Below are 18,736 nucleotides of genomic sequence, written 5' to 3' on the forward strand. Positions count from 1 at the left end.
ACGCGCGGGCTTGCGTCAGCGGCTGCGTGCCGCCTGAAGACCCCAGAGTACGAGCGGGATCTGGAGCGGGAGGCGCAGCAGCGTGATCACCCGGGTCCGAGGCCGACGGGCGTCCCGCGCCATCTGCACGTTGCCGGGGAGGACGGCGGCCATCAGGGCGGCGGAGGCGAGACCGCCGGCCGCGCGGGTCCGCGGGTGCAGCGTCGCGGCCGCGCAGACCAGCTCCGCCGCTCCCGAGACGAGGACCCATCCGCGCGCCGAGCCGGGCATCCCTCGCGGGACGACCGCGTCGAAGGTCCGCGGGTGCACCAGGTGCACGACTCCCGAGACCGCCATCGCCGACACGAGCACGAGCGGGCCCGCGCCCAGGCGGCTCATCGGCCCTCCGCCCCGCGCTCGAGCGGAGCGACGTGGTCGAGGATCCGGCGCCACTCGCGCACGAGCGCCAGCCGGCCGGCTCCGTCGACCGTCACGGTGCGCGCCCGCGCGAGGCGGCCGCGGTACCAGCGGCCGTCCTCGGCGCTCGCCACCGGGTCCGCGTCGCCGTGGACCAGGAGCGTCTCGGCGGTCACCCGGTCGAGGTCGTCGGCCCAGGAGCCGTCGCGGAGCGCCGCGAGGTCGGTCGCGGCGCCGCTCGAGCCCTGCCGCCAGCCCTCGGCGAGCATCCGCTCCAGCCGGTTGCGCAGTCCGCCGTGGGTGGCGAGCACCGGGTCGTCGGAGTCGATCCCGAGCGCGTCCAGGCCCGGCTGCGTCTGCGGGAGGGCGGCGGCGATCGCGTCGGCGTCCTCTCCGCGGAGGGTCTCGCGCCGCTCCCACGCGCTGGTGGGGTGCACGATCACGCCGGCCTGCGGGGGCGCGGGGGTGCCGACCAGCGCGAGGCGGTCCACGAGGTCGGGGTGCCGGGCCGCGAGCGAGAGCGCGAACGCACCGCCGGAGCCCCAGCCGACCACGCCGACGCTGCCGAAGCGGGCGCCCTCGACCATGCGGGCGGTGCGCTCGGAGCGGCGCAGGTACTCGGCGAGGTCGTCCGCGCGGTCCTCGACGCGGCCGTGAGCGGCGTCGACCGGGTCCGAGGCGCCGTAGCCGGGGCGGTCGAGGATCAGCAGGTGCAGACCCCACGGACCGGTGACGGTCGGGTCGGGGTCGAAGCCGCCCGCTCCGGGAGTGGGGTGGCAGAACACCACCAGCCGGTCGGCGACGGGATCGCCCGCCGCCGAGACGCCCATCCCGCGGCCGGACCGCAGCTCGAAACGGTGGTTCGCCATGTCGCCTCCCGGGTGCGCCGAGGGTCGGCGCGTCGCCCCCAGTCAAGCGGAGACGGCGGCCCGCGCGCTGGGCCTTGTGCCGGAGCGGGAGCAGTCGGACGCGTCTGGAGCGGGCGTGCTCGATGCGGGTGGTGCGACCGTCGTCAACCCCGGTGACGCGCCCTCCGCCGTCCGGTGGACTGGACGGTCCCTCGAGGAAGGACCACCCGTGATCCGCACAGCACTGCCCGCGACCGTCGACGACGTGGAGCTCGACCCGGTCGGCGACGACGGCTGGCGGGTCCGCGCCCGCACCGAGGACCCGCGGGAGCCGGAGGCCGTGCTCGGCTTCATCACGCCGGTCGACGGCGGCTTCGAGGCGCACCGCCTCGGGCTGCCGCAGGAGGACGTGACCTGCCCGTCGCTCGAGGACGCGCTCTCGAGGTACGTCGCCGAGGAGCCGCTGCCCGCGTGGATCCGCACCGCCCGGACGGAACCGCGCACCGGCTTCCTCGGCGAGCGGGAGGTCGTGGTCGGCACCCCCGAGGCCGAGGGGGCGGGCCTCCTGGTCGTGCACGTCGACGGCGAGCTCGCCGGGCACGTCGTCGCGACCACCCCGATCGCCTTCGTCGCCGAGCGCGGCGACCTCCCGCCCCTCGTCGTCGAGTCGATGGACGGGCTCCTCGCGCTCGTCTCGGGACTGCGCCGGTAACCCCTGCCCCCCGCGGAGGTCGACCCCCGTGGCAGGCGGCCGGCGGCCGCCTAGCGTGCTGGGAGCGGGTCGGCACCGCCGCCGCCCCGCACCAAGGACGACGAAGGGAATCACCATGACCGACTTCACTGACCGCACCGCGATCATCACCGGCGGCGCCGGAGGCATCGGCCTCGCGACCGCCCGCGCGCTCCTGGACGCCGGAGCCCGCGTCGTGCTGGTCGACATCGACCAGTCGGCGCTCGACGAGGCGGCCGCGGGCCTCGAGGCGGAGGGGCGCGTCCTCACCGTCCGCGCCGACGTCTCCGACCCCGACGACGTCGACCGCTACGTGAGCGCGACCGTCGACGCCTTCGGCGGGATCGACGTCTTCTTCAACAACGCCGGCATCGAGGGGAGGGTGGCGTCGATCGTCGACACGGCCCTCGAGGACTTCGACCGCGTCATCGGCATCAACCTGCGCGGTGCCTTCCTCGGGCTCCGCTCCGTGCTGCCGCGGATGATCGAGCAGGGGCGGGGCAGCGTGATCAACACCTCCTCCGTCGCCGGGCTCGACGGCGCCCCGGACCTCAGCCCCTACGTCGCCTCGAAGCACGGGGTCGCCGGGCTCACCAAGAGCGCGGCCCTCGAGGTCGCGGGCACCGGCGTCCGGGTCAACTCGATCCACCCGTCGCCCGTGAACACGCGGATGATGCGCTCGATCGAGGCGGGCGGCGGCGACGCTGAGAAGCAGCGTGCCGCCTACGAGGCCGGGATCCCGCTCGGACGCTACGCCGAGGCCTCGGACATCGCCGCGCTGGTGCTCTTCCTCGCCTCGGACGAGAGCTCGTTCATCACGGGCGCCCAGTACCGGATCGACGGCGGGATGGGCGCCGGGCAGTAGCGGCGCGGGCCGGGCCGCGGGCGGGAGCCGTCGTCGCCGACGCACCGTCCGTTCGCCCCATGTTCACGTGACGCCGCGGAGAAGGGGAGCGAGGATGGGGGCGTGTCCCGTCGCCTCCTCCTCCCCGTCGCCGGCGTCCTCGCCGCGGCCCTCGCCGCCGGCGGGCTGACGCTCCTCGTCTGGACGATCGACGAGACGCCGTTCGCACGGCCCGACGCCGGCTTCGACCGTCTGACGAGCGAGGTCGCCGCGGTGCCCGGAGTCTCCCTCGACGGCGCCGAGCGCTGGGTCGAGGCGCCGGCGTTCGGCCCGCCGACCTCCTGGGTCGGGGTCGCGGTCGAGGAGCCGGCGCTCGCCGACGCCCTCGCGACGGCCTGTGCGACCGAGTACGCGGATCCGGTGCTGTGGTCGTTCCGGGCGACGTCCGCAGGCGGGAACACCCTCTCCTTCGCGGGCGCGGAGGAGCCGACCGCCGCGTGCCCCGCTCCCGCTGTCGACGCGTCGGCCCTGCTCGAGCGGATCGACGGGCTCGGCCGCGGCCTGGAGCTGCACGCGTCGCTCCGCGAGGGGGCCTTCGCCCTCGACTCCTTCGAGGACGTCTCCGGCGGGCTGCCCGCGCTGCTCCCGATCGTCCGGGCGGCGGAGGACCTGCGGGACGCTGCGGGCGCGGAGCGGGGCGCCCCGGTCGAGATCTCCGGTCCCTGGGCCGCGATCACCGTCGGTCCCGGCGAGCAGGAGCGGACCGCCGCGCTGCTCACGACCCTCGTCGAGGAGCACGGCGTCACCGCCTACTGGGCGACCGAGGACGGCCTGCGGATCGTCGCGCCCGACGGCGGGCACGCCGCGATCGAGGCCGCCGTGCGCGACTCCGGGCTGCCGGTGGCCGACCGGTCCCTGCGCTTCGAGGCCGACGAGTCCTGACGCCGGGCGGCCGTGAACGGGTGCGGCCTGGCTCAGACCTCGGTGGCGGGTGCTCGACGGGCTCCCCGGCTCACGACGGGAGGCACCTCCAAGACGGGGACTGCACGCTTCATGAACCGGTCGAAGTCCGGAACAGTGAACGCGGCGTACCCGTGCTCGGGAGTGAACAGGAGCCATATCCCGATCAGCTCCGCGCGGACCGATCCGAGCTGAGTGGACGCGCGCTCCAGAAGCGCCGCGACGTCGCCCGCTTTCTGGGGCTCTGGTCCGAGCTCCGCCATGGCTCGCATGTACGCGGTCTGAAGTGGACTCGCCCGATCGAATCGCACGCGGAAGAAGGAGCTGTCCAGCTTCGCCTCGTAGGCCTCCCTCGCCAGTTCGACGTCCTCCCGGTGGATGTGATCGTTCTCAGCCACCGTCCAGACCTGGTAGCCCAGTTCCTGGATGAAAGAGGGGTATCCGGTCGTGATCTCGACTGCGAGTTCAACAGCGTCGTCGTCGTAGACCGCGCCCTCGGCCGCTGCCGGCTCTCGGAGAGCCGCTACCGCTTCGTCGTGATCGAGCGAGTCGATCCGCGGAAAGGTGAAGAGCCGCTCGGCGTACGATCTCGCATCGCCCACCAGCTCGGCGATCTGCGGAAGACCGGCACCGACGAACGTGACGGGGAGGCTCCGCTGCACGGTCTTGTGGATGGCTTGGATGAGCGCTTCGAGCTGCGGTGAGTCGAGGAACTGGACCTCGTCGATGAGCAGGACGATCCCCTCGCCCTGCTCGGCCGCCGCTTCACCCACGGCGACGAGGACGTCCGTCAGGTCCAGTCCGAGATCCCGATGATCGGCCACTCCTTCTGCCGGCGGTACATCCCATCCGATGGACCACTCGCCGTCCGCTCCGACAGACACCGCGAAGGCGCTCAAGACCGCGGCGGCGTGCCTCCCGCGGTCGGTCCATCTCGCGCGGGGAGACAGGCGGAGGAGTGCCGCCTTGAGCTGGGATGCCAGCACCTGGCGGAACCGGCCCTCGTCGTGCTTGACCGCCTCGAACTCGATCACTTCCCCGTTCTCCTCCTGGGCGATCGTCCGGAAGCTGTTGAGAAGGAATGTCTTTTCGACGCCCCGCAGCCCCGTGATGGTCATCGACTGGTTCGTGCGGCCCCGTCGCAGGCGCGTCAGCAGGGTGCGGAACGCCTGGGTCTGCTCGTCTCTGCCGATGAGGATCTCCGGTCGCGCTCCCGCGTTCGGCGTGTAGGGATTGTCGACGGCATCCATACGGGCCGGTTCAGGAGTCTTACTGTGCTTTATCCAGATCGAGTGAAGCGCAGTAAAGCCATCGAACGGCGCCCGTCACGCGCGCCAGGCCGCCAGCTCCTCCGCAGCCGCCAGGACGCGGTGGGTCGGCGAGAGGTCGAGGACGCGCGCGCCTGAGCGGCTGCGAGGCCCGGATCCCGCCTCCTGGACCCGCGACCCAGGGAACGCTGGCAGGATGTACGGGACGGTCGGTGCGCGAGAGCGCGCCGCACGGACGGCGCCGCCCGCTGAGAGGGGCCCCGCCCGGCCCCGTCCCGCACACCTCCACCCGCTCCCGACAGCGCTCACAGCGCCGGAGCGACACATCACCGCGGCCCGACCGGGCGCGCGGTCGGACCCTGCGCCGCGCGCCCGCGTCCAGCCACTCCCTCCCGGAAGAACCGCATGAGAAACGCCAGAACCGCCAAGCCCGCCCGCCACCACCTCGAGCTCCCCAAGCCCAAGCCCCTCGAGAAGGGCGCCATGCGGATCACTCCGCTCGGCGGCCTCGGCGAGATCGGCCGCAACATGACCGTCTTCGAGCACAAGGGCAAGCTGCTCATCGTCGACTGCGGCGTCCTCTTCCCCGAGGAGAACCAGCCCGGCATCGACGTGATCCTCCCCGACTTCGCCGCGATCCGCTCGCGCCTGAAGGACATCGAGGCCATCGTCCTCACCCACGGCCACGAGGACCACATCGGCGGCGTGCCGTACCTCCTCAAGGAGCGCGGCGACATCCCGATCATCGCCTCGACCTTCACCCTCGCGCTGATCAGCGCGAAGCTGCAGGAGCACCGCATCACCCCGCGCACGCGCCCGGTGAAGGAGGGCGACCGGATCGACGCCGGCGTCTTCGACCTCGAGTTCCTCGCCGTGAACCACTCCATCCCGGACGGGCTCGCCGTCGCGATCCGCACCGAGGCCGGCCTCGTGCTGCACACGGGCGACTTCAAGATGGACCAGTTCCCGCTCGACGGGCGCACCACCGACCTCCCCGGCTTCGCGCGCCTCGGCGACGAGGGCGTCGACCTGTTCCTGGTCGACTCCACGAACGCCGACGTCCCCGGCTTCGCGATCTCGGAGGGCGACCTCGCCCCCGCGATCGACCAGGTGTTCCGCACCGCGCCGCGCCGCATCGTCGTGTCCAGCTTCGCGAGCCACGTGCACCGCATCCAGCAGGTCCTCGACGCCGCGCAGCGCCACGGCCGCAAGGTCGCCTTCGTCGGCCGCTCGATGGTCCGCAACATGGGCATCGCCGCCGACCTGGGCTACCTCAAGATCCCGGCCGGCCTCGTCGTCGACATGAAGGTGCTCGAGAAGCTCCCCGCGACCGAGATCGTGATGATCTGCACCGGTTCGCAGGGCGAGCCGATGGCGGCGCTCTCGCGCATGGCCAACAAGGACCACATCATCGACATCGGCCCCGGCGACACCGTGCTGCTGGCCAGCTCGCTGATCCCCGGCAACGAGAACGCGATCTACCGGATCATCAACGCCTTCACCCGCTGGGGCGCCACGGTCGTGCACAAGGGCAACGCCAAGGTGCACGTCTCGGGTCACGCCAGCGCGGGCGAGCTCGCCTACTGCTACAACATCCTCCGCCCCACCGCGGTGCTCCCCGTGCACGGCGAGTGGCGCCACCTCACCGCGAACGCGGCGATCGCGACCCGCACCGGGATCGACGAGAAGGACGTCTTCGTCATCGAGGACGGCGTCTCGATCGACCTGGTGAAGGGCCGCTCGCGCATCAGCGGGCGCATCCCGGCCGACCAGATCCTGGTCGACGGCACCACGATGGGCGTCGCCACCGAGGACGCGATGAACGACCGCATCGTCCTCGCCGAGGAGGGGGCCATCACGGTCCTCGCCATCGCCGACCTCGACCGCGGCACGCTCGGCGAGCCCGTCGAGTTCTTCACCCGCGGCTTCGTCGAGGAGCCGGGCTGGAAGGCCAACGCGAGCAAGGCGATCGACGACGCCGTCCTGCAGGCCGCGGGCAAGCCGGTCGAGCTCGAGGCCATGGAGGCGCTGATCACGCGCACCCTCGGCCGCTGGCTGACCCGCCGCCACCGCCGGAACCCGGTCATCACCACCATCGTCGTCGAGGAGTAGGCGCCTTCCACGCCGCCCTCCGCCTCCGCTACCCCCTGCCCCGCGAGGCGCGGGCGGAGCAGAGTGGGAGGGTCGGCAGGTCGCCGACGCGAAGGGAGAGCGCCATGAGCACCGACCGCACCACGGGTGAGGACACCGAGAAGACCGAGGACCTCCCCGACGGCACCGGGACGGACACCTCCTCCGGTGGCGGCGACACCGACACCGTCTCCGGCGGCGAGCCGGACGAGCCCGCCGAGTAGGGCCGTGAACGACGAAGGGCGGGACCGCTAGGTCCCGCCCTTCGTCGTTCCGCCGATCAGATCAGCGGGCCGTCGCTCTCGCTCGAGCGGCGGGTGACCTGCTCGCCGCTGGCCGGGTCGACGGCCGAGCGCGTGGTCGAGACGGCCTGGCGGCGGCGCGTCAGCAGGACCAGCCCGAGGATCAGGCCGACCGCTCCGGCCGCCATGAGGATGTAGCCGACCAGCTTCAGGTCGATCCCGGACACCTGCACGTCCACCGCGAAGGCGAGGACCGCGCCGACGACGAGGAGGAAGATCCCTGCTCCGATGCTCATTGCGTGCTCCTTCTGACTGCCGCCGGAGCGCACGCGGGAAGCGCGCAGGGGCACCGGCGATCGCCCCACGGTAGACCCCGGGTCCGGCGGCCCCCAGGCCTTCCGGCGGGAGCCTCCGGGGGTGTAGGGCGGTGCGGGTCAGCGGTCGGAGACGCGGAGCATCACGCGGGTGCGGTCGGCGCGGGTGACCAGGCCCTCGATCAGGAGGAACACGCGGTACTCGAGCCGGTACTTCGCCAGGAACACGCGGCCCAGGCGCTCGACCTCGCCTGGGTCGGCGTCGATCTCCGCGGCGGCCTCGACCGGCACCGCGTAGTCGGAGACGCGGCCGCGGCGGTCGCACGGGACGAGGGTCACCCGCGCGTCGTTGCGGAGGCGCTTCACCTTGCCGCTGCGGCGGGGAGTGGTGACGATCAGCTCGTGGCCGTCGCGGGCGATCCAGACCGGGGTCGAGACGGCGTCCCCGGACTTCCGGAACGTGGTGAGCGAGACGAAGCGCTCGTCGGCGAGGGCGGTGAGGTCCTGGGAGAGGGGCATGTCCGAAGTAGAGCGGCCGGGAGCGGTCACCGCAAGCCTCCGTGGCACCTCGATCCGCCCCCGTAGGGTGGAGTGATGACCGACGCGACGCCTCTGATCGGCCCGACCGAGGCGCCCGATCTGCACGTGATGACCTACAACATCCGCCGGCGGATGCCGCGCCTCACCTCCCGCGCCGTCGACCAGTGGGACCGGCGCCGCCCGCTCGTCCAGCGGGTGCTGGAGCAGGAGCGCCCCTCGATCCTCGCCGTGCAGGAGGCGCTGCCGGACCAGTCGGCCGCCGTGCACGAGGCGCTGGGCTCCTCCTTCGAGGCGATGGGCTTCGGCCGGGACGCGGACCGCGGCGGCGAGCGCGTGATGCTCTTCGTCGACCGCAGCCGCTACGCCGTCCGGCACTGGACCCAGATCGCCCTCTCGGACACCCCGGACGTCGCCGGCTCGCGCAGCTGGGGCAACCGCATCCCGCGCACCGCCGTGATCGCGGAGCTGACCGATCACGCGACCAGCCGCGAGCTCACCGTGGTCTCGACCCACTTCGACCACATCTCGCGGCGCTCGCGCCAGCGCTCCGCCGAGCTGATCGCCCGCCGCGTCCTCGAGCTCGGACGCCCCGCGATCGTGATGGGCGACACCAACACCGACGTCGACACCGTCCCCTACCGGACGATCCTCGAGGAGGGCCGCCTCGCGGACGCGTGGGAGACGGCGGAGAAGCACCTCACCCACTCGTGGAGCACCTTCTCGAACTACCGCCCGCCGGCGCCGGGCAAGCGGATCGACTGGCTGCTCGTCAGCGAGGGCGCGTTCGAGGTCGTCTCCGCGGGGATCAACGCCGTCCGCTACGGGGGAGCGGCGCCCTCCGACCACGAGCCGGTCCAGGCCGTGCTGCGCTTCACGAACCCGTGAGCGGCTCCGCCCTCGTCGAGACATTCCTGGTGCCCCCGCGCACCCGCGGGGAGTGGACGGCCGACGGCATCCGCGCGATCGGGGCGGCGAGCATCGTGGCGGCCGCGATCGGCTGGGACCTGGTCGACGTGGCGGTGCTCGCGCTCGCGGCGATCGGGCTGGTGCTGCCGCGCTTCCTCGGCATCCGTCCGGCGCTCGACGCCCTCTTCGGGCTCGCGCTGCTCGTGGCGTCCTGGAGCAGCGTCCTCGGCCTCTACGAGGCCTGGCCGCAGTGGGACCTGGTCGTGCACTGCGTGCTCAACGGGCTGATCGCCGCGGTGGCCTACATCGTCGCCGCGCGGGCCGGAGTCGTGCCTGCCGTCGCGGGCGATCGCGGGCCGCTGCTCCCGGCGGTCGTGCTCTGCGCCTGCTTCGGGACGACGGCGGGCGTCCTGTGGGAGTGGGGCGAGTGGGCGGGGCACCGCTTCATCGACTCCTCGATCTTCGTCGGCTACGAGGACACGCTCGGCGACCTCGCCGCAGGTGCGCTGGGCTCGATCCTCGCCGGCGCGCTGATGCGCTTCTGGTCCGCGAAGTCCCGGGTGGTCGGACCGGGCGCCTCGCTTGGCGTCGGAGGTGCGGCGTAGCCTGTCCCGCATGTGCGGCCGCTTCGCGATGGACTCCGAGACCGATGAGCTGATCCGCGAGTTCGTCGCCGCGGGCGGGCGCGCCGAGGACTGGGCGCCCGACTACAGCGTCGCTCCCACCGACGTCGCGCCGATCGTCCGCGAGCGGCTCCACGACGGCGAGCGGGAGCGCGAGCTGGAGCTCGCGTCCTGGGGCTTCACCCCGTCCTGGTCGAAGGGCAGGGGGCCCTCGCCGATCAACGCGCGCCTCGAGTCGGTCGCGACGAACGGCCTGTTCCGCGGGGCGTTCGCCAAGCAGCGCGCGATCGTCCCGATGCGCGGGTACTACGAGTGGGAGACCCGCGCCTACGGCAAGCAGCCCTGGTTCCTGCAGGGCGAGGAGCCGATCCTCGCCGCGGCCGGCCTCTACACGGCCCGCAAGGAGGGCGACGACTGGCGCGTCTCCTTCACGATCATCACCCGCGAGGCGCGCGACGCCTCCGGCGAAGTGCACGACCGGATGCCCGTGTTCCTCACGCCCGACGTGCGCGACGCCTGGCTCGACCCGGCTCCGCTCGCCTCCGCCGAGGAGATGCTCGCCACCCTCGACCGGGCGTCCGTCGCGATGGCCTCGACCGTCACGGCCCACCCGGTCGACCGCCGCGTGAACAACTCCCGCACCGTCGACCGCCGCGACCCGGGCCTGCTGACGCCGGTCGCCTGAGGCCGTTCGCTCGGAAGGCGCGGGACGATCCGCGCGATCTGCGGAACCCCCCGGGCGAGGGCGGACGACGGGTGGTGGGCGGACCGGAGAGCACGGGAGGGGCGGAGCCGCGGCCCCGCCCCTCCCGGGCGTCCTACTTCGTGCCCGCGTGACCCGGGAACGGCTTGCCGTTCAGCGAGACCTCGTCGGGGTCGACCTCGACGTCGCCCACGTCGTCCGGGCCGCCCGTGCCGGGCACGGCCTTCACCTCGGCCGAGCCGGAGACTTCGGTGCGGCTCTCCGCCGGATCCGAGTCCTGCTTGGCCTCGGTCTCGCGCTCGCTGCCGGGCGACTCCGAGATGTCCTTCTCGATGGCCTCGCTCTCGGAGGAGGTGGCGGGCGCCGCCCCGTCCGGCTTGCCGATGGTCGAGCCCTGGTCGTCCTGCTCCGTGCGGTCCTGGTCCATGTCGTCGCCTTTCGTCGGGACCTCTGACGCTACGTCGGGGCGCGCGCGGGGGCACCCGCTTGACAGCCCGGCCGGGGGAGGGCGGCGTGCAGGGTCGACGTACTACCCTGGGTCGACGGTCGCACCGGGGGGCGCGGCACACCCGCCGCCGACCGCGAGGAGGACCCGTGGCATCCCACCGGACAGGCGACACCCGCATCGTCGGGACGACGGTCGACGGCCGGTACACGATCGAGGAGCTCATCGGCCGCGGCGGCATGGCCACGGTCTACCGGGCGCGAGACGGCGTCCTCGGCCGCTCCGTCGCGCTGAAGATGTTCGCCCCCGGCATCGACGACGCGCAGGACCTGCAGCGCAAGGCGTCCGAGATCCGGCTGCTCGCGGCGCTCAACCACCCCGCCCTCGTCACCCTCTACGACGCGCACGACGGCGGCGACGACACCAACGGCCAGGCCTACATGGTGATGGAGCTCGCCGAGGGGCCGAGCCTGTCCGAGCGGCTCGCCGAGGGCCCGGTCGCGCCGAACGACGTCGCCTCGATGGCGGGCGACCTCGGCGAGGCCCTGCACACGGTCCACGCGGCCGGAGTCGTGCACCGCGACGTGAAGCCGTCGAACGTGCTGCTCGTCCCGAGCCCGCTGACCAGCCGCGAGTTCCGCCCGAAGCTGGCCGACTTCGGCATCGCCTCCCTCATCGACGCGACGCGGATCACCGCGCCCGGCACCCTCATCGGCACCGCCGCCTACCTCAGCCCCGAGCAGGCGCACGGCGACCCGGTCACCTCGGCGAGCGACATCTACTCCCTCGGCCTGGTGCTCCTGGAGTCGCTGACCGGCCGCCGCCCGTTCACGGGCTCGGCGATCGAGGTCACGCTCGCCCGCCTGCTCCGCGACCCCGAGGTCTCGGAGTCGCTCGGCAGCGGCTGGACCTCGCTCCTGACCTCGATGACGCGGCGCGAGCCCGGCGAGCGTCCCGCCGCGCTCCAGGTGGCGGAGTCGGCACGCCGCCTGATCGATCCGCGGCGCGACTCCCCGCCGGCGGCCATCGTCGTCCCCGACGTCCCCGCCACCCGGGTGATGTCGACGGAGCCGCTCGCCGAGACCGAGCCGATCACGCGGACGGAGGCGCTCGACCCGACCCGCCGGCTCGCGGCCGACGCCTACCCGGCCACGGAGGCGATCGCTCCGACGCAGCGCTTCACCGCGACCGAGCGGATCGCTCCGGCACCGCGGATCGCTCCGGCACCGCAGACCGCTCCGGCGCCGCGCACGGCTCCGCTCCGCCCCGCGGCCGCCCCTCCGCGGCGCCGCGGCCCGAGCCCGTGGCTGATCGTGCTGGTGCTCGCGCTGGTCGCGGTCGCCGTCGGGCTCGCGATCATCCTGATCGACGGTCCCCAGTCGCCTCTGCCGCAGGTGGACGGCGAGCTGGGCGACCACCTCCGTCTGCTGCGCGAGAGCATCCGCTCGTGAGGGGCCTCCGACTGCGCGCCGCCGGCGCCGTGCTCGCCTCGGTCCTGCTGCTGAGCGGATGCTCCTCCGCGCCGCAGGGCATCGACGAGGGCACCGCCCAGACCCTCGACGACGCTGTGGTGGCCGTCGCCGAGAAGGCCTCGGCCGACGACTACCAGGGCGCTCTCACCGAGCTCGCCTCGCTGCAGTCGGCGCTCGACGCCGCGCTCGCCGAGGGATCCGTCAGCTCCGACCGCGCAGCGACGGTGCAGGCGCAGGTCGACGTCGTCCGCGGCGACCTCGAGGCCCTGATCGCGGGAGCCCCGGAGCCGGCACCGGCCGAGACGACTGAACCGGCTCCCGAGGAGACGACCCCGGTCGAGGAGGAGCCGGAGGACACGCCGGCCCCCGTCGAGACCGAGGACGACCCCGCCCCCTCGCCCGAGGAGTCGGAGCCGGAGGAGACGCCGACCGAGCCGGAGGAGCCCGCGGAGGAGACCCCGGCCGCTCCCGGCGAGGACGCTCCGGGCAACAGCGGCGACGCTCCGGGGAACAGCGGCGACGCACCCGGCAACAGCGGGAACGCTCCCGGCAACGGCAACGGCAACGGCAACGGCAACGGCAACGGCAACGCGGGCGGCAACGGCCCGGGCGCTCGCGGTGCGGCGACCGGAGTCGGCGCCCCCGCGGGCAGCGGTGCCGCGCCCGGGGCCGCGAAGGGCCCCGGCGGCCGCTAGAGCGCTATTCCTGCGTCGAGAGCACGGCGAACGCGGCGTCGAGCTCGACGTCCACATCCGTGCCGTCCTCGCGGGTGACCTCCACCTCGAAGGCGTGGTCGGCGTCGTCGCTGCGCTCGGCCTCGGTGACGGTCCCGGAGCCGACGGCGCCCAGCGCCGCCTCGCTCGCGCGGGCCAGGTCGTCGCCGGTGAGGTCGTCCGGGTCCACGGCGGCCGCGGTCGGGTCGCCGGCAGGCACGCCGTCGTCGCCCGAGCCGGCCTGGAGGGCGCGGTCGTCGGGGTCCACGGACACGACGGCGAAGGAGTCGTCGAGGCGCACCTCGTACTCGAGGCCGTCGCGGTCGGTCAGGTCCAGCTCGTAGCCGGTGGCGCCGTCGTCGTCGCGCTCGGCCGAGGTGACGGTCCCGCCGCCGATCTCGGCGAGCGCGTCCTCGCTCGCGCGGTCCAGGTCGCTGCCGGTGAGGGAGTCGGACCCCTCGAAGCCGTCGGTCGCGGCGTAGGCGATGCCCGTCCCGGCTCCGATCAGCACGACCGCTCCGGCGATCCCGGCGATGATCTTCGTCTTCTTCTGCACGATGGCTCCGTCCCGGCGCCGCTCGTCGACGCCTCCAGCACTCTCGCGGTCGGGCGCTGAAGCAGGCCTGAAGCGCCCGCTCAGCGGACGAGCGGCACCCGCACCTCGACCCGGGCGCCGCCCAGCGCCGAGTCGCCGACGACGACCCGTCCGCCGTGGGCCCGGGCGATCCCGGCGACGATCGCCAGGCCGAGGCCCGAGCCTCCGGCGTCGCGCGCCCGGCCCTCGTCGAGGCGAACGAAGCGCTCGAGCACCCGCTCGCGCTCCGCCGCCGGGATCCCCGGCCCGTCGTCGTCCACCGCGAGCACCGCCTCCGCTCCGTCGATCCGGGTCGAGAGCGCCAGCTGCGAGGAGCGGTGCCGCACCGCGTTGTCGACCAGGTTCCGCAGCGCCCGCGAGAGCAGGGCCTCGTCGGCCACCGCCTGCACGGGCGAGATCCCGCTCGCGTCGACCCGGGCTCCGGAGTCGCGCAGGCGCCGCACCTCGCCGAGGGCGAGGTCGTCGAGGTCCACGGGAGCCGCCGCCACGGCCAGGCGCGCCTCGTCCGCCCGGGCGAGCAGCAGCAGGCCCTCGATCAGCCCGCCGAGCCGCACCGACTCCTCCGCGACCGTCCTCGCCAGCCGGGCGGAGTCGAGCCGGTCCGGGTGCGCGAGCGCCACCTCCGCGGTCTGGCGCAGCGCCGCGACGGGGGAGCGCAGCTCGTGCGAGGCGTCCGAGACGAAGCGCCGCTGCCGCTCCTGCCCGCTCTGCAGCCGATCGAGCATCCGGTTGAGGGTGTGCGCCAGCCGGTCGACCTCGTCGCCGGAGCCGGGAGCGGCGATCCGGCGGTCCAGGGCGGAGGAGGTGACCGCCTCGGCCTCCGCGCGCATCCGCTCCACGGGGCGCAGCGCCCGGCCGACGACGACGGCGCACACCACCGCCACCAGCGCGATCAGCAGTGGGACGGCGACCGCGAGCAGCCCGATCGTCGTGGACACCGCCTCCTCGCGGCCCTCGTCGGGGACGCCGACCACGACGAGGGAGTCGTCGTCGAGCTCGCGGGCGGCGACCACCACCGCCCCCTCGTCGTCCACGTCGACCGTGACCGGGTCGTCGCTCTCGGCCAGCGCGAGCGGAGGGAGGTCCTCCGCGTCCTCGCCCGCGGCGGTCACCCGCCCGTCGACCACGAGCTGGACCAGTCCCTCCGAGCCGCGGACGGCCTCCGGGCCGCCCTGCTCGACCAGCGCCGCGACCCGCTCCGCCTCGGCGTCGGCGGCGGAGGCGGCGCTCGAGGCGAGCACGGAGGAGAGGACCAGGACGAAGAGCACGCTCCCGAGGAGCGCGGCGGCGGCCACCACGGCGGTCGCGGCCGCGGTGATGCGGGTCCGCAGGCTCCGGCGGCTCACCCGGCCACCAGCGTGTAGCCCGCCCCGCGCCGGGTGCGGAGGGTGTCGCGGCCGAAGGGCCGGTCGATCTTGTTGCGCAGGGTGCGGACGTAGACCTCGACGATGTTCGGGTCGCCGTCGTAGTCGAAGTCCCAGACGGCTCCGAGGACGTCGCGTTTGGAGACGACCTCGCCCGCCCGCGAGACGAAGTACTCGAGGACGCTGAACTCGCGCGCGGTCAGCGGCACGGCGACTCCGCCCCGCTCGACGGTCCGGGACGCCGGATCCAGCACGAGATCGCCGACGACGCGCACCGTGGGCCGCTCGGCGGCTCCGCGGCGGATGAGGGCGCGCAGCCGCGCGACGAGCACCGGGAACGAGAACGGCTTGGTGAGGTAGTCGTCGGCGCCGGTGTCGAGGGCCTCGACCTGGTCGAGGTCGCCGTCCTTCGCGGTGAGCATCAGGATCGGGGTCCAGTCCTCGGCGGCGCGCAGCCGCTCGCAGACGCGGAAGCCGCTGACGTCCGGGAGCATCAGGTCGAGGACGATGGCGGCGTAGTCGGCCTCCTGCGCGTACCAGAGGGCGTCGGTGCCGGTGGTGGCGGTGTCCACGGCGAAGCCCTCGGCCTCCAGGCCCGTCTCGAGGGCGCGGAGCAGGTTGATCTCGTCGTCGACGACCAGGATGCGGATGGCGGCCTCCCCGGGCTCGGCGCGCGGGGCCCCGCGCGAGCCCAGGCTAGCCGCGGCCCCGCTGAAGCCCGCCTGAAGGGCCGGCGGACCACCGCGTCCCGCCGAGGCGCCGGCTCCCCGCCGGGACACCGGCCGGAGCGCGGTGTCCCGGCGGGACGCGCGGCGCCCGGGCGCGGGTCACTCGTCGCGGTCGGTGTACTCGCCCTCGCCCTCGGCGGAGGTGCCCGCGGCGCTGGTGTCGACGTAGCTGCCCTTGTCGGCGGTGCTCTGCTCGTTGACCGAGGTGTCGACGTAGCTGCCCTCGGCCTCGCCGGCGGTGTGCGAGACGCCCTCCGTCGAGGTGTACTCGCCGCCTTCGGTGTCCTCGGTGCTCGTGCCCTCGGCGACGTGACGGCCGTGGCCGGCGGTGTGCTCGTCGTGACCCTCGTGGTGGTCGTGGTGCTCGTGACCCTCGTGGTGCTCGTTGTCGTGGTCGTGGTGGGCCATGGCGGCCTCCTCGCTTCGTCGCGTCGGTGCGCGGTCGGATCCGCCGCGCTCGCTCCGAGACTTCTGCATCGGGGGCGGGGGTGCAAGACGTGGCGGCTGCACATCCGTGCCGCGCAACTCCTACCGGCGCCGGATCCGTCCGCCTAGCCTCCGAGGATGAGCAGACCCCCTCGCACCCGCTGGAGCGTCATCGGCCAGCTCGGCCCTGCCTTCGACGACGGCGGTCCGATGCTGCTGGTCGAGGCCCGATCGGCGTTCGGGCGCCGCCCGATGCACCGCGCCAAGGCGCAGCTGCTGCTGTCGGCGCTCCGCCACCGCGCCCGCGAGCTCGGGGACCGCGCCGAGTACGTCCGCTCCGAGACCTTCGGCGAGGCCCTCGCCGGGCGCGACGACCTCGAGGTGATCGACCCGCCGACCCGCGGCGGCCGCCGCCTCGCCCGCAGGCTCGGCATGAGCGTCCTGCCCAGCCGCGGCTTCATCACGGCCGAGGAGGACTTCCGCGAGTGGGCGCTCTCCCGCTCGGGCAAGCGCCTGCTGCTGGAGGACTTCTACCGGTGGAGCCGCGAGCGCACCGGCGTGCTGATGCGCGGCGACCAGCCCGAGGGCGGCCGCTGGAACTACGACCACGACAACCGCCAGCCTCCGCCCAAGGGCGCCTCCCGGCTCGGCCTGCCGGACCCGTGGTGGCCGGAGGAGGACGACATCGACGAGGAGGTGCGCGCCGACCTCGCGCGCTGGGAGGCCGAGGGGGCGGTCCGCCTGGTCGGCGCCGACGGTCCGCGCCGCTTCGCCGCGACGCCCGCCGAGGCAGAGGCGGCGCTCGCCGACTTCGTGTCGTCGCGGCTGGGCGACTTCGGGACCTACGAGGACGCGATGCTCTCGGGCGACTGGACGATGGCGCACTCGCTGCTCAGCGCCCCGATGAACCTCGGCGTGCTCGATCCGCGGACGGTCGTCGAGGCGGCCGAGGCGGAGTACGCCGCCGGGGGCGCGCCGATCGCGGCGACGGAGGGGTTCATCCGCCAGATCCTCGGCTGGCGCGACTACGTCTGGAACCTGTTCTGGCACCTCGGGCCGGAGTACCGGAACCGCAGCCGCGCGCTCGGCGCCTCCACGCCGCTGCCCGCCGGGCTGCTCGCGCTCGACCCGAGCGGCATCGAGGCGAACTGCCTGCACGAGACGCTCGACGACGTGCACCGGCACGGCTGGGCGCACCACATCCAGCGCCTGATGGTGCTCGGCAACTGGGGACTGCAGCGGGGGTGGGATCCGGCGGAGCTCAACGACTGGTTCGTGGACGTCTTCGTCGACGGCACGGAGTGGGTGATGCCCGCGAACGTGATCGGGATGTCCCAGCACGCCGACGGCGGCGTCGTCGCGACGAAGCCGTACGCCTCGGGCGGCGCCTACATCAACCGGATGTCCGACTACTGCGGCGGCTGCCGCTTCGACCCGAAGGTGCGCCTGGGCGAGAACGCCTGCCCGGTGACCGCCGGGTACTGGGCCTTCCTCGACCGGGCCGAGCCGGTCCTCCGCGGCAACCACCGGATGGCCCAGCCCCTCGCGGGCCTGCGCCGCCTCGCGGACCGCGAAGCGGTGGTCGACCAGGAGCGCCTGCGCGAGACGTACTGACGCGGGGTCGGCGGCACGCCCGCCGCTACTCCGCGCGCACGAAGCGCGACACGGTGACCGCGACCGTCACCGCGGTCGTCCCCTCCACCGCCGCGAGCCGAGCGTCCAGCGCCTCGGGATCCACGTGGTGGGCACTCGGCCCCATCAGCACCTCGGCGCGCAGCTCGTCGACGCTCATCAGCACCGTCGTGTCGAGCTCGATGCGCTCCTCGAGCGCGAACCCCGCCAGCTGCTCGTCGAGCCGCTCCGCCTTGCCGGCGTCGATGCCCAGCATCCCGAACCGCTCGCGGATCTCGTGCAGGTGCCTCTCGCGCGGAGTGACGACGACGGCGACGCCGCCCGGACGGAGCACCCGCCGCATCTCCGGGGCGTTCCGCGGCGCGAAGACGGTGAGCAGCGCGTCGGCGGAGGCGTCGGCCAGCGGGAGGGGCTGCCAGAGGTCCGCGGTCGCGATCGCCGCCCGGGGATGCGCGCGGGCGGCGCGGCGGGCGGCCGGGGCCGAGAGGTCCAGGCCCAGCCCGTCCGCCGCCGGATGCGCCTCGAGCACGGCCGCGAGGTACGCCCCGGTGCCGCAGCCCAGGTCGACCACGAGCCGTGCGCCGGCGGGGACGGCCGCGGCGACCGCGTCCTGGATCACCCGGTAGTGGCCGGAGCCGAGCAGGTCGGCGCGGGCCTGCACCATCGCCGTGGTGTCGCCCGAGGTCGCGTGCCTCCCGCGCAGGAGCGAGGCGTAGCCCTGGCGCGCGAGGTCGGAGCTGTGCCCGAGGGGGCAGCGGAGCGAGGAGGGGCGGGGCAGCGCGTCGGGGGCGAGCGCGCCGCCGCAGACCGGGCAGGCGAGGGCGGGCAGCACCGTCGATCCGGGTCGGGCGGCCGGA

At 74.1% G+C, this 18,736-nt stretch carries 22 protein-coding genes; 11 read left to right on the plus strand and 11 right to left on the minus strand.

Annotation, left to right across the window (positions count from 1 at the left end):
• Positions 1-15 precede the first annotated feature (15 nt).
• Entirely contained in the window at positions 16-378 is a 363-nt protein-coding gene (locus tag C5C44_RS05355; RefSeq protein WP_104222929.1) for a hypothetical protein, read from the minus strand.
• Complete coding sequence (locus C5C44_RS05360; protein ID WP_104246947.1) at positions 375-1,265, minus strand: alpha/beta fold hydrolase; 891 nt, start codon at positions 1,263-1,265, stop codon at positions 375-377. The genes C5C44_RS05355 and C5C44_RS05360 overlap by 4 nt, the downstream gene beginning before the upstream one ends.
• A 208-nt stretch (positions 1,266-1,473) precedes the next feature.
• On the opposite strand from C5C44_RS05360, the gene C5C44_RS05365 reads away from it, so the two are divergent.
• The 3 genes from C5C44_RS05365 (at position 1,474) to C5C44_RS05375 (ending at position 3,760) form a co-directional block, all read left to right on the plus strand.
• Complete coding sequence (locus tag C5C44_RS05365; RefSeq protein WP_104226109.1) at positions 1,474-1,956, plus strand: hypothetical protein; 483 nt, start codon at positions 1,474-1,476, stop codon at positions 1,954-1,956.
• A 115-nt stretch (positions 1,957-2,071) separates the two neighbouring features.
• Positions 2,072-2,839: an SDR family NAD(P)-dependent oxidoreductase gene (locus C5C44_RS05370; RefSeq protein WP_104335472.1), complete on the plus strand. Its 768-nt coding sequence runs from the start codon at positions 2,072-2,074 to the stop codon at positions 2,837-2,839.
• 102 nt (positions 2,840-2,941) lie between these two features.
• The gene (locus C5C44_RS05375; RefSeq protein ID WP_104323656.1) at positions 2,942-3,760 is read left to right on the plus strand and encodes a hypothetical protein; all 819 of its coding nucleotides are present in this window, start codon (positions 2,942-2,944) and stop codon (positions 3,758-3,760) included.
• A gap of 32 nt (positions 3,761-3,792) precedes the next feature.
• Here the strand turns inward: C5C44_RS05375 and C5C44_RS05380 are convergent, their stop codons facing one another.
• On the minus strand, positions 3,793-5,028 hold the full coding sequence (locus C5C44_RS05380; protein ID WP_104335473.1) for an ATP-binding protein: 1,236 nt from the start codon (positions 5,026-5,028) through the stop codon (positions 3,793-3,795).
• A 423-nt stretch (positions 5,029-5,451) separates the two neighbouring features.
• Here C5C44_RS05380 and C5C44_RS05385 point away from each other — a divergent pair, with 423 nt between their 5' ends.
• A complete protein-coding gene (locus tag C5C44_RS05385; protein ID WP_104222925.1) occupies positions 5,452-7,158 on the plus strand; it encodes a ribonuclease J in 1,707 nt (568 codons plus the stop codon).
• A 104-nt stretch (positions 7,159-7,262) separates the two neighbouring features.
• The gene (locus C5C44_RS16960; RefSeq protein WP_159940924.1) at positions 7,263-7,400 is read left to right on the plus strand and encodes a hypothetical protein; all 138 of its coding nucleotides are present in this window, start codon (positions 7,263-7,265) and stop codon (positions 7,398-7,400) included.
• Positions 7,401-7,456: 56 nt separating this feature from the next.
• On the opposite strand, the gene C5C44_RS05390 is transcribed toward C5C44_RS16960, so the two are convergent.
• Both C5C44_RS05390 and C5C44_RS05395 read right to left on the minus strand, forming a co-directional pair.
• On the minus strand, positions 7,457-7,714 hold the full coding sequence (locus tag C5C44_RS05390; RefSeq protein WP_104222924.1) for a DUF6458 family protein: 258 nt from the start codon (positions 7,712-7,714) through the stop codon (positions 7,457-7,459).
• A gap of 138 nt (positions 7,715-7,852) precedes the next feature.
• Positions 7,853-8,251 (minus strand): PPOX class F420-dependent oxidoreductase, encoded by a 399-nt coding sequence (locus C5C44_RS05395; protein WP_104246944.1) that lies wholly within the window; start codon positions 8,249-8,251, stop codon positions 7,853-7,855.
• Positions 8,252-8,326: 75 nt separating this feature from the next.
• Here C5C44_RS05395 and C5C44_RS05400 point away from each other — a divergent pair, with 75 nt between their 5' ends.
• The 3 genes from C5C44_RS05400 to C5C44_RS05410 are packed head-to-tail and all read left to right on the plus strand — an operon-like array spanning position 8,327 to position 10,486.
• Positions 8,327-9,157 carry an endonuclease/exonuclease/phosphatase family protein gene (locus C5C44_RS05400; RefSeq protein ID WP_104262773.1) on the plus strand — a complete coding sequence of 277 codons (831 nt, stop codon included), beginning with the start codon at positions 8,327-8,329 and terminating at the stop codon, positions 9,155-9,157.
• 29 nt (positions 9,158-9,186) lie between these two features.
• Positions 9,187-9,783 (plus strand): hypothetical protein, encoded by a 597-nt coding sequence (locus tag C5C44_RS05405; protein ID WP_146084311.1) that lies wholly within the window; start codon positions 9,187-9,189, stop codon positions 9,781-9,783.
• A gap of 10 nt (positions 9,784-9,793) precedes the next feature.
• Positions 9,794-10,486: an SOS response-associated peptidase gene (locus tag C5C44_RS05410; protein WP_104335475.1), complete on the plus strand. Its 693-nt coding sequence runs from the start codon at positions 9,794-9,796 to the stop codon at positions 10,484-10,486.
• 133 nt (positions 10,487-10,619) lie between these two features.
• On the opposite strand, the gene C5C44_RS05415 is transcribed toward C5C44_RS05410, so the two are convergent.
• The gene (locus C5C44_RS05415) at positions 10,620-10,931 is read right to left on the minus strand and encodes a hypothetical protein (RefSeq protein ID WP_104335476.1); all 312 of its coding nucleotides are present in this window, start codon (positions 10,929-10,931) and stop codon (positions 10,620-10,622) included.
• Between the two features lie 167 nt (positions 10,932-11,098).
• Here C5C44_RS05415 and C5C44_RS05420 point away from each other — a divergent pair, with 167 nt between their 5' ends.
• Together C5C44_RS05420 and C5C44_RS05425 are read left to right on the plus strand one after the other, a co-directional pair.
• A complete protein-coding gene (locus tag C5C44_RS05420; RefSeq protein ID WP_104335477.1) occupies positions 11,099-12,400 on the plus strand; it encodes a serine/threonine-protein kinase in 1,302 nt (433 codons plus the stop codon).
• Positions 12,397-13,116 carry a hypothetical protein gene (locus C5C44_RS05425; protein WP_104335478.1) on the plus strand — a complete coding sequence of 240 codons (720 nt, stop codon included), beginning with the start codon at positions 12,397-12,399 and terminating at the stop codon, positions 13,114-13,116. Before C5C44_RS05420 ends, C5C44_RS05425 begins: the two co-directional genes overlap by 4 nt.
• A gap of 4 nt (positions 13,117-13,120) precedes the next feature.
• Here C5C44_RS05425 and C5C44_RS05430 read toward each other — a convergent pair whose 3' ends face one another.
• The 4 genes from C5C44_RS05430 to C5C44_RS16965 form a co-directional block, all read right to left on the minus strand.
• Entirely contained in the window at positions 13,121-13,690 is a 570-nt protein-coding gene (locus C5C44_RS05430) for a PepSY domain-containing protein (RefSeq protein WP_104335479.1), read from the minus strand.
• An 80-nt stretch (positions 13,691-13,770) separates the two neighbouring features.
• Positions 13,771-15,075 (minus strand): cell wall metabolism sensor histidine kinase WalK, encoded by a 1,305-nt coding sequence (locus C5C44_RS05435; protein ID WP_104222916.1) that lies wholly within the window; start codon positions 15,073-15,075, stop codon positions 13,771-13,773.
• The gene (locus C5C44_RS05440; RefSeq protein ID WP_104249963.1) at positions 15,072-15,743 is read right to left on the minus strand and encodes a response regulator transcription factor; all 672 of its coding nucleotides are present in this window, start codon (positions 15,741-15,743) and stop codon (positions 15,072-15,074) included. The genes C5C44_RS05435 and C5C44_RS05440 overlap by 4 nt, the downstream gene beginning before the upstream one ends.
• A 177-nt stretch (positions 15,744-15,920) precedes the next feature.
• Positions 15,921-16,229 (minus strand): hypothetical protein, encoded by a 309-nt coding sequence (locus C5C44_RS16965; protein WP_181027115.1) that lies wholly within the window; start codon positions 16,227-16,229, stop codon positions 15,921-15,923.
• A 156-nt stretch (positions 16,230-16,385) separates the two neighbouring features.
• Between C5C44_RS16965 and C5C44_RS05450 the strand changes: the two genes are divergently transcribed.
• Positions 16,386-17,861 carry a cryptochrome/photolyase family protein gene (locus C5C44_RS05450; RefSeq protein WP_104258008.1) on the plus strand — a complete coding sequence of 492 codons (1,476 nt, stop codon included), beginning with the start codon at positions 16,386-16,388 and terminating at the stop codon, positions 17,859-17,861.
• A gap of 25 nt (positions 17,862-17,886) precedes the next feature.
• On the opposite strand, the gene C5C44_RS05455 is transcribed toward C5C44_RS05450, so the two are convergent.
• Positions 17,887-18,711, minus strand: coding sequence for a methyltransferase domain-containing protein (locus C5C44_RS05455; protein WP_374953256.1), 825 nt, complete (start codon positions 18,709-18,711; stop codon positions 17,887-17,889).
• Positions 18,712-18,736 lie beyond the last annotated feature (25 nt).

It is taken from the genome of Rathayibacter sp. AY1F6 (genome assembly GCF_002932035.1).
In the GTDB taxonomy this organism is placed as follows: domain Bacteria; phylum Actinomycetota; class Actinomycetes; order Actinomycetales; family Microbacteriaceae; genus Rathayibacter.